This window comes from Pseudescherichia sp. AS216, assembly GCF_037152055.1.
Taxonomy (GTDB): domain Bacteria; phylum Pseudomonadota; class Gammaproteobacteria; order Enterobacterales; family Enterobacteriaceae; genus Pseudescherichia.
Genome location: NZ_JBBCMV010000005.1, coordinates 375,450 through 387,839, shown reverse-complemented (window position 1 = coordinate 387,839; position 12,390 = coordinate 375,450). Strand labels below are relative to the sequence as shown.

Genomic DNA, 12,390 nt, shown 5'->3' with positions numbered 1-12,390 from the left:
GTTTTCCGCCCCAGCTTTCAGGATTATCCCTTAGTATGTTGAAAAAATTTCGTGGCATGTTTTCCAATGACTTGTCCATTGACCTGGGTACTGCGAATACCCTGATTTATGTAAAAGGACAAGGCATCGTATTGAATGAGCCTTCCGTGGTGGCTATTCGTCAGGATCGTGCCGGTTCTCCGAAGAGCGTCGCTGCTGTAGGCCATGAAGCTAAGCAGATGCTGGGCCGTACGCCTGGCAATATTGCGGCTATCCGCCCGATGAAAGACGGCGTGATCGCCGACTTCTTCGTCACGGAAAAGATGCTGCAGCACTTTATCAAGCAGGTGCACAGCAACAGCTTCATGCGTCCAAGCCCGCGCGTACTGGTCTGTGTGCCAGTTGGCGCAACCCAGGTTGAGCGTCGCGCTATCCGTGAATCCGCGCAGGGTGCGGGTGCACGTGAGGTCTTCCTGATTGAAGAGCCAATGGCGGCGGCAATCGGTGCTGGCCTGCCGGTGTCCGAAGCGACCGGCTCTATGGTGGTGGATATCGGTGGCGGTACGACCGAAGTGGCGGTGATCTCCCTGAACGGCGTGGTCTACTCCTCCTCCGTGCGCATCGGCGGCGACCGTTTCGACGAAGCCATCATTAATTATGTGCGTCGTAACTACGGCTCCCTGATCGGTGAAGCAACCGCTGAGCGTATCAAACACGAAATCGGCTCTGCCTATCCGGGCGATGAAGTGCGCGAGATCGAAGTCCGTGGTCGTAACCTGGCCGAGGGCGTGCCGCGCGGCTTTACCCTGAACTCTAACGAAATCCTCGAAGCGCTGCAGGAGCCGCTGACCGGCATCGTGAGCGCGGTGATGGTGGCCCTTGAGCAGTGCCCGCCGGAGCTGGCTTCCGATATCTCCGAGCGCGGTATGGTCCTGACCGGCGGTGGTGCGCTGCTGCGTAACCTTGACCGTCTGCTGATGGAAGAGACAGGCATTCCTGTCGTGGTTGCAGAAGATCCACTGACCTGCGTAGCCCGTGGCGGCGGCAAGGCGTTGGAAATGATCGACATGCACGGCGGCGACTTGTTCAGCGAAGAGTAGTCCGCATGAGGTCTGGGGTAACGCAGCCGTTGCCCCCGATCTATCCGGCCTGAGAAGACGCATAGCCTATGAAGCCCATTTTTAGCCGTGGCCCGTCGCTACAGATTCGCCTGATCCTGGCGGTGCTGATTGCGCTTGGTGTCATTATCGCCGACAGCCGCCTCGGTACGTTCAGTCAGATCCGAACGTACATGGATACCGCCGTCAGTCCTTTCTACTTTGTCTCAAACGGTCCCCGTGAACTGCTCGACAGCGTGTCGCAAACCTTAGCCTCGCGCGATCAGCTTGAGCTTGAAAACCGGGCGCTGCGCCAGGAGCTGCTGCTGAAAAACAGCGAGCTGCTGATGCTGGGACAGTACAAACAGGAGAACGCGCGTCTGCGCGAGCTGCTGGGCTCACCCCTGCGTCAGGATGAGCAAAAAATGGTCACCCAGGTCATCTCGACGGTGAACGATCCCTACAGCGATCAGGTGGTGATCGACAAGGGTAGCGTGAACGGCGTCTATGAAGGCCAGCCGGTGATCAGTGATAAAGGCGTGGTTGGCCAGGTGGTGGCGGTTGCCAAGCTCACCAGCCGCGTGCTGCTGATCTGCGATGCAACCCATGCGCTGCCAATCCAGGTGCTGCGTAACGATATCCGCGTGATTGCGGCCGGTAACGGCTGTACCGACGATCTCCAGCTTGAGCATCTGCCGGCGAATACCGATATTCGCGTCGGCGACGTGCTGGTTACCTCCGGCCTCGGGGGCCGTTTCCCGGAAGGGTATCCGGTTGGCGTTGTCTCCTCCGTGAAGCTTGACACCCAGCGCGCCTATACGGTTATCCAGGCGCGTCCAATGGCAGGGCTCCAGCGTTTACGCTACCTGCTGCTGCTGTGGGGAGCCGATCGCAACGGCGCAAACCCGATGACCCCGGAAGAGGTACACCGCGTGGCCAACGAGCGGCTGATGCAGATGATGCCGCAGGTGCTGCCTGCGCCCAACTCCATGGGGCCGCCTGCGCCCGTCCCTGAGCCTGCTACCGGCCTTAACACGCCCTCGCAGCCTGCATCCGGGGGGCAATAGTGGCCAGCTATCGTAGCCAGGGGCGCTGGGTCATTTGGCTCTCGTTCCTCATTGCGCTGTTGCTGCAAATTATGCCCTGGCCGGATAACATTCTTGTTTTCCGGCCAAACTGGGTACTGCTTATTCTGCTCTACTGGATCCTCGCCCTGCCGCACCGCGTAAATGTCGGTACAGGTTTAATGATGGGTGCCATACTGGATCTGATCAGCGGCTCAACCCTTGGAGTCCGCGCGCTGTCGCTCAGCATCATCGCTTACCTGGTTGCCCTGAAATATCAGCTTTTCCGTAACCTGGCGCTCTGGCAGCAGGCGCTGGTGGTGATGCTGCTGTCGCTGGCGGCAAATATCATTGTTTTCTGGGCCGAGTTTTTAGTCATCAACGTGTCGTTCCGTCCGGAAGTTTTCTGGAGCAGCATTGTTGACGGCGTGCTCTGGCCCTGGCTCTTCCTGCTGATGCGTAAAATCCGCCAGCAGTTTGCGGTGCAATAAAAGGTATTTATGACAGATCTCTATCTCGCCTCCGGTTCGCCACGCCGTCAGGAGCTGCTCACCCAGCTCGGCGTCTCTTTTGAGCGCATTATTCCGGGCGTGGAGGAGCAGCGCCATCCCCAGGAGAGCGCCCAGCAGTATGTGGTGCGCCTGGCGCGGGAGAAAGCCCAGGCTGGCGTTACGCTGGCCGCGCGGGATCTGCCGGTGCTGGGAGCCGATACCATTGTCATCGTAAACGGTGAAGTGCTTGAAAAACCCAGAGATACCCACCATGCTGCTGCAATGCTGCGCCAGCTTTCGGGACAGACTCACCAGGTGATGACCGCCGTTGCGCTGGCTGACAGCCAGCGGGTGCTGGAGCGCCTCGTGGTTACCGACGTCACCTTTAAGGCGCTGGCCGAGCACGACATAGAGGCCTACATTGCCAGTGGCGAACCGATGGATAAAGCAGGTGCGTATGGTATCCAGGGGCTGGGCGGCTGCTTTGTTCGCCGCATCAACGGCAGCTACTATGCTGTAGTTGGCCTGCCGCTGGTAGAGACCGGCGAACTGATAAGCGATTTTAACGCACTGCGTGAGGGAAGGGATAAACATGACGGCTGAATTGCTGGTGAACGTAACGCCATCGGAGACGCGCGTCGCCTATATTGACGGCGGCATCCTGCAGGAGATCCACATCGAGCGCGAAGCGCGGCGCGGTATCGTCGGCAATATCTACAAAGGGCGCGTGAGCCGGGTCCTGCCGGGCATGCAGGCGGCTTTTGTAGATATTGGTCTCGATAAGGCGGCTTTCCTCCACGCCTCCGATATCATGCCCCATACCGAGTGCGTCGCCGGCGAAGAGCAGAAAAACTTCACCGTGCGCGATATCTCCGAGCTGGTGCGTCAGGGTCAGGATCTGATGGTGCAGGTCGTCAAAGATCCGTTGGGCACCAAGGGCGCACGCCTGACCACCGATATTACGCTACCCTCGCGCTACCTGGTCTTTATGCCAGGGGCCTCTCACGTGGGCGTCTCCCAGCGTATTGAAAGCGAAAACGAGCGCGAGCGGCTGAAAAAGATCGTTGCGGAGTACTGCGACGAGCAGGGCGGTTTTATCATCCGTACGGCGGCCGAGGGCGTCTGCGAAGAGGATCTCGCCTCGGATGCGGCCTACCTGAAGCGCGTCTGGACCAAGGTGATGGAACGTAAAAAGCGTCCCCAGACCCGCTACCAGATGTACGGCGAGCTGGCTCTTGCCCAGCGGGTGCTGCGCGACTTTGCCGATGCCCAGCTCGACCGCATCCGCGTCGACTCGCGCCTGACCTTTGACGCCCTGATGGAGTTCACTGCGGAATACATTCCGGAGATGACCAGCAAGCTGGAGCACTACAGCGGGCGGCAGCCGATCTTCGATCTCTTCGACGTAGAGAATGAGATCCAACGCGCGCTGGAGCGCAAGGTTGAGCTGAAGTCCGGCGGCTACTTGATTATCGATCAGACCGAAGCGATGACCACCGTCGATATCAATACCGGCGCGTTTGTGGGACATCGCAATCTCGACGACACTATCTTCAACACCAATATTGAAGCGACCCAGGCCATTGCCCGCCAGCTGCGCCTGCGCAACCTTGGCGGCATTATCATTATCGACTTTATCGATATGAGTAATGAGGATCACCGCCGCCGGGTGCTGCACTCCCTGGAGCAGGCGCTGAGCAAGGATCGGGTCAAAACCAGCATCAACGGCTTCTCCCAGCTTGGCCTGGTGGAGATGACCCGCAAACGCACCCGGGAGAGCGTGGAACACGTGCTCTGCAACGAGTGCCCAACCTGCCACGGGCGCGGGACGGTCAAAACGGTAGAGACCGTCTGCTATGAGATCATGCGGGAGATCGTTCGTGTGCATCACGCCTACGATTCCGATCGATTCTTAGTCTATGCTTCTCCTGCAGTGGCAGAAGCGCTAAAAAGCGACGAGTCCCATGCGCTGGCAGAAGTGGAGATCTTTGTTGGCAAACAGGTAAAAGTACAAATTGAGCCGCTCTATAACCAGGAGCAGTTCGACGTGGTAATGATGTAATTACGCAGCATGCTGCGACACGAGCAAGGCCTGTTTTTTGGCTGACAAGGAGAGATGCGTGAGGCGATTGCCTGGGATACTGCTGCTGACTGCCGCAACGTTGATTGTCATCGTCGCGCTGCTGGTGAGTGGCCTGCGTCTTGTGCTGCCGCATCTCAACACCTGGCGTCCGGCGCTGCTGGCAAAGATTGAGGCGGCCACGGGGATGCCGATCAACGCCAGCTACATTGAGGCCAACTGGCAAAACTTCGGCCCGCAGGTTGAGGTGCGCGATATCAGCGCTGGCCTGAGCGACGGCGGTGAATTCTCGGTTAAGCGCGTTACCCTGGCCCTGGACGTCTGGCAGAGCCTGCTGCATCTGCGCTGGCAGTTTCGCGATCTCACCTTCTACCGGCTGCGCGTCTACACCAATACCCCAATACAGCAGGGCGACAGCCAGCAGGACATCGAAGGCAACCGTCTCAGCGATCTCTTTCTACGCCAGTTCGACCACTTCGATCTGCGCGACAGCGATATCAGCTTCTTGACCCCTTCCGGCCAGCGGGCCGAACTGGCGATCCCTCAGCTTACCTGGCTTAACGACAGCGCACGCCACCGGGCCGAGGGGCAGGTGAGCCTCTCCAGCCTCACCGGCCAGCACGGCGTGATGCAGGTGCGGATGGATCTGCGGGACGACAACGGCCTGCTCAGTAACGGACGACTGTGGCTTCAGGCGGATGACGTCGACGTTAAGCCGTGGTTAGGCAAATGGATGCAGGATAACGTTGCCCTTGATAGCGCCCGCTTTAGTCTTGAAGGGTGGATGACCGTCAGCAAAGGCGAGATCGCCAGCGGCGATGTGTTGCTGAAAAAGGGCGGCGCAAGCTGGCAGGGCGAGGCGAAAACGCACCGTCTGAGCGTGGATAATCTGACGGCGCACGTGACCCGGACAGGGGAGCAAGGCTGGCAGTTCGCTATCCCCTCTACCCGCGTCACGCTGGATGATAAACCCTGGCCGAAGGGGGCGCTGACCCTGGCGTGGATCCCCGAGCAGACGGTAGGTGGCGTAAACAACACCCGTAGCGATGAGCTGCGCGTGCGCGCCAATCACCTTGAGCTTAGCGGCCTGGATGGTCTGCTGCCAATTGCTGAAAAATTCTCTCCCGCGCTGGGTGAGATCTGGCGAGCGATGCAGCCTGCCGGGCAGATTGAGCAGCTGGCACTAGATATTCCGCTTCAGGCCACGGATAAAACGCGCTTCCAGGCACGCTGGCAGGATCTCTCCTGGCAGCAGTGGAAGATGCTGCCGGGCGTCCAGCATCTGGCCGGAACCCTGAGCGGCAGCGCGGAGGATGGCCGGCTAACGGCGGAGGTGACCCAGGCCACCATGCCTTATAAAACCGTGTTCCGTGCTCCGCTGGAGATCAAAAAAGGGGTGGCGACCCTTAACTGGCTGAATAACAGCGATGGCTTCCAGCTGGATGGCCGCCAGCTGGATATTGAGGCCACTGGCCTGCGTGCTCGGGGTGATTTCCGCTATCTCAAGCCGACCCACGACGAGCCGTGGCTGGGGATCCTCGCTGGGATTAGCACTAACGACGCCGGGCAGGCGTGGCGCTATTTCCCGGAAAACCTGATGGGCAAAGCGCTGGTGGACTACCTGAGCGGGGCTATTCAGGGCGGCCAGGTGGATAACGCCACGCTGGTCTACGGCGGTAATCCGCATCTCTTCCCTTACAAGCACAATGAAGGGCAGTTTGAGGTGCTGGTGCCGCTGCACAATGCGGTGTACGCCTTCCAGCCCGGCTGGCCAGCGCTAAAGAATTTCGACATCGAGCTGGATTTCCTCAACGACGGCCTGTTTATGAAGAGCGATGAGGTCAGCCTCGGCGGGGTGCAGGCGCGCAACCTGGCGGCGGCGATCCCAGACTACCGAGAAGAGAAGCTGCTGATTGATGCTGACATCAATGGTCCGGGCAAAGAGGTTGGGCCGTACTTCAACGAGACGCCGCTGAAGGACTCTCTTGGCGCGACCCTTGACGAGCTTCAGCTTGATGGCGATGTGAGCGCTCGCTTACATCTCGATATTCCGCTGGACGGCGAGATCACCACGGCCAAAGGCGAGGTGAGGCTGCGGGATAACAGCTTGTTTATCAAGCCGCTGAACAGCACTTTGCACAATCTCAACGGCAACTTCAGCTTCGTGAACGGCAACCTGCAGAGCGAGCCGCTGACCGCCAGCTGGTTTAATCAGCCGCTCAACGTCAACTTCTCCACCACCGAAGGCAAAAAGGCCTACGAGGTGGCGATCGACATGAATGCAAACTGGCAGCCCGCCCGCACCGGCGTCCTGCCAAAACAGGTCAACGATGCCCTCAGCGGCAGCGTAGCGTGGAACGGCAAGGTTGGCATTGAGCTGCCTTACAACGCAGGTGCACGCTATAACGTGGATATTAAAGGCGACCTGAAAAATCTCGCCAGCCGACTCCCCTCGCCGCTGAATAAACCAGCAGGCCAGTCTCTGCCGGTGAAGTTGAACGTGACGGGCAATCTGCGCAGCTTCGATTTGACCGGGGCTGCGGGCAGCGATAACCATTTCAATAGTCGCTGGCTGCTGAATCAAAAGCTGACCCTGGACCGCGCTATCTGGGCCTCAGAGAGCCAGACCATTCCGCCGCTGCCGGCGCAAAGCGGCGTCGAGCTGAACCTGCCGCCGCTGGACGGCGCGCAGTGGCTGGGGCTATTCCAGCAGGGCGTGGCCAGCAACGTCAGCAGCGCTACGGCTTTCCCGCAGGCAATTACCCTGCGCACCCCGGCGCTCACCCTTGGCGGCCAGCAGTGGAACAACGTCAGCCTTGAGACGCAGTCCGTAGCGGGCGGCACGAAAGTCGACGTACAGGGGCGCGAGATCGCGGCGGCGCTGACAATGGCGGATAACAGGCCCTGGACCGCCGCCATTCGCTATCTCTACTATAACCCGACCCCGGTAACCAGCGAGCCGCTGTCGCCAAAAGCTTTGCTGACCGGCAAGACGCGGATCGATTTCAGCGGCTGGCCCGATCTTCAGCTGCGCTGCGCCGAGTGCTGGCTGTGGGGACAGAAATATGGCCGCATTGAGGGTGATTTTACCATCAAGGGCGATACGCTCTCCCTGGCCAACGGTCTGGTGGACAGCGGCTTCGCCCGCCTGACCGCCGGCGGCGAGTGGGTTAACCGCAGCGGTGCCGAGCGCACGTCCATTAAAGGTAAGCTGCGGGCGAATAAGATTGATTCGGCCACGGAGTTCTTTGGCGTCACCACGCCTATGCGTGATGCGTCGGTCGATGCGGATTACGATCTCCACTGGCGTGATACTCCGTGGCAGCCGGATGTGGCCTCTCTTAACGGCGTGCTGCATACCCGCCTCGGCAAGGGGCAGATCGCCGACGTCAGTACCGGCCGTGCCGGGCAGCTGCTGCGTCTGCTGAGCTTTGACGCCCTGCTGCGTAAGCTGCGCTTTGACTTCAGCGACACCTTTAGCGAAGGCTTTTACTTTGACTCTATCCGCAGCACGGCATGGATCAAAGATGGCGTTCTGCATACCGACGATACGCTGGTGGACGGCCTTGAGGCGGATATCGCCATGAAGGGATCGGTCAATCTGGTGCGCCGGGAGCTGGACGTAGAGGCCATCGTCGCCCCAGAGATCTCTGCCACCGTTGGCGTCGCGGCCGCGTTCGCCGTTAACCCGATCGTTGGCGCAGCGGTGTTTGCCGCCAGCAAGGTGCTGGGGCCGCTGTGGAGCAAGGTCTCTATTCTGCGCTACCACATCAGCGGCCCGATGGATAAACCGCAGATCAACGAAGTGTTGCGCCAGCCGCGAACCCCGCCCGCGAAATAGCAATGATTTGACGAGTTGAGCGAATTGCCTCACTCTCAATAGAGTGAAATTTATAACCGCAACGCGCGGCAACCTGAGAGTAGCAAAACGATGAGTTTGAACCTGGTTAGTGAACAATTACTCGCGGCAAACGGCCTGAGCCATCAGGATCTGTTTTCCATCCTCGGCCAGTTGGCCGAGCGCCGTCTCGACTACGGCGACCTCTATTTCCAGTCGAGCTATCACGAATCCTGGGTTTTAGAAGATAACATTATTAAAGATGGCTCCTACCATATCGACCAGGGCGTAGGCGTGCGTGCCGTCAGCGGCGAGAAGACCGGCTTTGCCTATGCCGATCAGATCAGTTTGCTGGCCCTGGAGCAGAGCGCCCAGGCTGCGCGCACCATCGTCCGCGACGCCGGTGATGGCCGGGTGCAGACCCTCGGTGCAGTTGAGCATAGCGCCCTTTATACCAGCGTCGATCCGCTTCAGGGCATGAGCCGGGAAGAGAAGCTGGACATCCTGCGCCGGGTTAACAACGTGGCCCGTGCTGCCGACAAGCGCGTGCAGGAAGTCACCGCCAGCCTGACCGGCGTCTATGAGCTGATCCTTGTGGCGGCCACCGACGGCACGCTGGCGGCGGACGTTCGCCCGCTGGTACGCCTGTCGGTCAGCGTGCAGGTGGAAGATGACGGTAAACGCGAGCGCGGCTCCAGCGGCGGTGGCGGTCGTTTTGGCTACGAGTGGTTCCTTAGCGACGCCGACGGCGAAGCGCGGGCGGACGCCTGGGCCAAAGAGGCGGTACGCATGGCGCTGGTGAATCTCTCTGCGGTGGCGGCTCCGGCGGGTACCCTGCCGGTGGTGCTGGGCGCGGGTTGGCCGGGCGTGCTGCTGCACGAGGCGGTAGGTCACGGTCTGGAAGGGGACTTTAACCGTCGCGGCACCTCAGTGTTCAGCGGCCAGATGGGCGAGCTGGTGGCCTCCGAGCTGTGCACCGTGGTTGATGACGGCACCATGATGAACCGCCGTGGCTCAATCTCTATCGATGATGAAGGCACGCCGGGTCAGTACAACGTGCTGATCGAAAACGGTATCCTGAAAGGCTACATGCAGGACAAGCTCAACGCGCGCCTGATGGGCGTGGCACCGACCGGCAACGGCCGTCGTGAATCCTACGCGCATCTGCCGATGCCGCGTATGACAAACACCTATATGCTGGCCGGGAAATCGACTCCGCAGGAGATCATCGAGTCGGTGGAGTACGGGATCTTTGCCCCGAACTTTGGTGGCGGCCAGGTGGATATCACCTCCGGTAAGTTTGTCTTCTCTACCTCGGAAGCCTACCTGATTGAGAACGGCAAGGTGACGACGCCGGTGAAAGGGGCAACCCTGATCGGCTCCGGCATCGAAGCCATGCAGCAGATCTCCATGGTCGGCAACGATCTCAAGCTCGACAGCGGCGTCGGCGTCTGCGGTAAAGAGGGGCAGAGCCTGCCGGTGGGCGTCGGCCAGCCAACGCTGAAGGTAGACAACCTAACCGTCGGCGGCACGGCGTAAGGCCTGCTCGCCTCTTCCTGCCGGTGATAGCCGGCAGGAAATCCCTCACTTCTCTTTTGCGCGTCCGCGCATGGTTTGAAACACCTGCGACACCTCCACAAAGTAGTTTGTCAGCGCATCGATACAGACCTGCACCTTCAGCGGCAGCTTATCCTTCTCGGTATAGAGGGCATACACCGGACGCGGATCCGACTGGTAGCGCGGGAAGAGGATCTCCAGCGTGCCACGGTTGATCTCGTCGATCACCCACATCAGCGGGACGTAGGCCACCCCTGCGCCCACCGTCAGCCAGCGGGTCAGGGTCATGGGATCGTTGGTGACAAAGCGTCCCTGGGGAACGATCTTCGTCGACAGCCCTTCCGGGGCGATCAGCTCAAACTCATTGTCGGGGCGCACGCTATACTCAAGCCAGGAGTGATTAGCGAGATCGGCTGGCTTTTCAGGTACGCCGTACTGCGTCAGATAGCTTTTCGCGGCGCAGACCACCATCGGCATGGCCCCCAGACGCCGGGAGAAGAGACTCGAATCCTGTAGCGCGCCCACGCGGATCACCACGTCCAGCCCATCGGCAATCAGATCCGGGGCAGGGATCCCGGTGACCAGATCCACCGACAGGCCAGGGTAGTCGCGCAGCATCTCGGCGGTCATTTTGGCCAGCACGTTCTGCGCCATGGTAGACGAGCAGCCGATGCGCAGGGTACCGATAGGGGTATTGTTAAAGGCATAGAGCTGTTCATGCACGTCCTGCGCCTCGTGCAGCATCCGACGGCAGCCCTGGTAGTAGATCTTGCCCGCTTCGGTCAGGGCGAGGCTGCGGGTGCTGCGGTTGAGCAGCTTAACCTGCAGCTCATCTTCCAGTCTGGCGACGGTCTGGCTGATGGAGGAGACGCTCATCTGGAGCTGTCGGGCAGCGGCGGTGAACGATCCTAGCTCAACCACTTTGGCGAACACCGACATACGTTTTAATCTTTCCATTGTTCACTCTGGCTTAAAAGTGATTTAGATAACACAATATAGATAACAACATAACAGTTACGGTAAAATACTGTTAGCTAAGTAACAGACACGTCACTCTCGCCCGGCCTCTCCGGCCCTTATTCCTGCGGTGACGTGAATAATAAACCATCGCCTGCACGCTCTCTAATCAAGGTTAACATGAGTCTGTTTCCCGTTATCGTGGTCTTCGGCCTGTCGTTCCCGCCGATATTCTTCGAGCTACTGTTATCGCTGGCCCTCTTTTGGCTGGTGCGCCGCGTGCTGATCCCGACCGGGATCTACGATTTTGTCTGGCATCCAGCGCTGTTCAATACAGCTCTCTACTGCTGCCTGTTCTATTTATTGTCGCGCCTGTTCGTCTGAGGTTGATGTGAAAACGTTTATAAAAAATATCTCTCGTACCGCTATCACCGTGATTCTGGTGATACTGGCTTTCATCGCTATTTTTCGTGCCTGGGTCTACTACACCGAGTCGCCGTGGACGCGCGACGCCCGCTTTAGCGCCGACGTGGTGGCGATTGCCCCTGACGTCGCCGGGCTTATCACCGATGTGAAGGTTCATGATAACCAGCTGGTGCAGAAAGACCAGGTGCTGTTTACCATCGACCAGCCGCGCTACCAGAAAGCGCTGGAGGAGGCTGAGGCGGATGTCGCTTACTACCAGGCGCTGGCTACGGAAAAACGCCGGGAAGCCGGACGGCGTAATAAGCTCGGCATCCAGGCGATGTCCCGGGAAGAGATTGACCAGGCGAATAACGTCCTGCAAACCGTGCTTCACCAGCTGGCAAAAGCCGAAGCCACGCGCGATATGGCGAAGCTGGACCTGGAGCGCACGGTGATCCGCGCCCCGTCCGCCGGTTGGGTAACCAACCTTAACGTCTATACCGGCGAGTTTATCACCCGTGGTTCAACGGCGGTGGCGCTGGTAAAACATGACTCCTTCTACGTGCTGGCCTATATGGAAGAGACCAAGCTGGAGGGCGTGCGTCCCGGCTATCGCACCGAAATTACGCCGCTTGGCAGTAACCAGGTGCTGAAAGGCACGGTGGACAGCATCGCCGCCGGGGTGACCAACGCCAGCAGCAGCCGCGATGCCAAAGGGATGGCGACCATCGACTCTAACCTGGAGTGGGTCCGTCTGGCACAGCGCGTGCCGGTGCGTATCCGCCTCGACAGCCAGCCGGGCAACCTGTGGCCGGCGGGCACCACCGCGACGGTGGTGATCACCGGGGAGAAAGACCGGGACGCCAGCCAGGACTCCTTCTTCCGCAAGCTGGCCCACCGTCTGCGTGAGATGGGCTAAGCA

The 12,390-nt window shown here is 59.7% G+C and carries 10 protein-coding genes; 9 read left to right on the top strand and 1 reads right to left on the bottom strand.

Annotated features, from left to right (window positions below; all coding sequences use genetic code 11):
* Positions 1 to 35: 35 nt before the first annotated feature.
* The 7 genes from mreB to tldD all read left to right on the top strand — a co-directional run bounded on the left by mreB (position 36) and on the right by tldD (position 10,088).
* A complete protein-coding gene (gene mreB, locus WFN61_RS16815; RefSeq protein ID WP_006818047.1) occupies positions 36 to 1,079 on the top strand; it encodes a rod shape-determining protein MreB in 1,044 nt (347 codons plus the stop codon).
* Between the two features lie 68 nt (positions 1,080 to 1,147).
* Complete coding sequence (gene mreC / locus WFN61_RS16810) at positions 1,148 to 2,143, top strand: rod shape-determining protein MreC (protein ID WP_144817434.1); 996 nt, start codon at positions 1,148 to 1,150, stop codon at positions 2,141 to 2,143.
* The gene (gene mreD, locus WFN61_RS16805; RefSeq protein ID WP_042390004.1) at positions 2,143 to 2,631 is read left to right on the top strand and encodes a rod shape-determining protein MreD; all 489 of its coding nucleotides are present in this window, start codon (positions 2,143 to 2,145) and stop codon (positions 2,629 to 2,631) included. Before mreC ends, mreD begins: the two co-directional genes overlap by 1 nt.
* 9 nt (positions 2,632 to 2,640) lie before the next feature.
* On the top strand, positions 2,641 to 3,234 hold the full coding sequence (locus WFN61_RS16800; protein ID WP_337038968.1) for a Maf family protein: 594 nt from the start codon (positions 2,641 to 2,643) through the stop codon (positions 3,232 to 3,234).
* Positions 3,224 to 4,693: a ribonuclease G gene (gene rng / locus WFN61_RS16795; RefSeq protein ID WP_144817436.1), complete on the top strand. Its 1,470-nt coding sequence runs from the start codon at positions 3,224 to 3,226 to the stop codon at positions 4,691 to 4,693. Before WFN61_RS16800 ends, rng begins: the two co-directional genes overlap by 11 nt.
* Before the next feature lie 58 nt (positions 4,694 to 4,751).
* On the top strand, positions 4,752 to 8,552 hold the full coding sequence (gene yhdP, locus WFN61_RS16790) for an AsmA2 domain-containing protein YhdP (RefSeq protein WP_337038967.1): 3,801 nt from the start codon (positions 4,752 to 4,754) through the stop codon (positions 8,550 to 8,552).
* A 90-nt stretch (positions 8,553 to 8,642) separates the two neighbouring features.
* The gene (gene tldD / locus WFN61_RS16785) at positions 8,643 to 10,088 is read left to right on the top strand and encodes a metalloprotease TldD (protein WP_144817438.1); all 1,446 of its coding nucleotides are present in this window, start codon (positions 8,643 to 8,645) and stop codon (positions 10,086 to 10,088) included.
* A gap of 45 nt (positions 10,089 to 10,133) precedes the next feature.
* On the opposite strand, the gene aaeR is transcribed toward tldD, so the two are convergent.
* Positions 10,134 to 11,063, bottom strand: coding sequence for an HTH-type transcriptional activator AaeR (gene aaeR, locus WFN61_RS16780; RefSeq protein ID WP_313572788.1), 930 nt, complete (start codon positions 11,061 to 11,063; stop codon positions 10,134 to 10,136).
* A 180-nt stretch (positions 11,064 to 11,243) separates the two neighbouring features.
* Between aaeR and aaeX the strand changes: the two genes are divergently transcribed.
* On the top strand, positions 11,244 to 11,447 hold the full coding sequence (gene aaeX, locus WFN61_RS16775) for a p-hydroxybenzoic acid efflux pump operon protein AaeX (RefSeq protein WP_042390018.1): 204 nt from the start codon (positions 11,244 to 11,246) through the stop codon (positions 11,445 to 11,447).
* 7 nt (positions 11,448 to 11,454) lie between these two features.
* Positions 11,455 to 12,387 (top strand): p-hydroxybenzoic acid efflux pump subunit AaeA, encoded by a 933-nt coding sequence (gene aaeA, locus WFN61_RS16770; RefSeq protein ID WP_144817440.1) that lies wholly within the window; start codon positions 11,455 to 11,457, stop codon positions 12,385 to 12,387.
* Positions 12,388 to 12,390 lie beyond the last annotated feature (3 nt).

Coding starts and splice junctions, on each gene's coding strand:
- aaeX (WP_042390018.1), top strand. CDS start 11,244: ATGAGTCTGTTTCCCGTTATCGTGGTCTTCGGCCTGTCGTTCCCGCCG.
- mreC (WP_144817434.1), top strand. CDS start 1,148: ATGAAGCCCATTTTTAGCCGTGGCCCGTCGCTACAGATTCGCCTGATC.
- aaeR (WP_313572788.1), bottom strand. CDS start 11,063: ATGGAAAGATTAAAACGTATGTCGGTGTTCGCCAAAGTGGTTGAGCTA.
- WFN61_RS16800 (WP_337038968.1), top strand. CDS start 2,641: ATGACAGATCTCTATCTCGCCTCCGGTTCGCCACGCCGTCAGGAGCTG.
- mreB (WP_006818047.1), top strand. CDS start 36: ATGTTGAAAAAATTTCGTGGCATGTTTTCCAATGACTTGTCCATTGAC.
- rng (WP_144817436.1), top strand. CDS start 3,224: ATGACGGCTGAATTGCTGGTGAACGTAACGCCATCGGAGACGCGCGTC.
- tldD (WP_144817438.1), top strand. CDS start 8,643: ATGAGTTTGAACCTGGTTAGTGAACAATTACTCGCGGCAAACGGCCTG.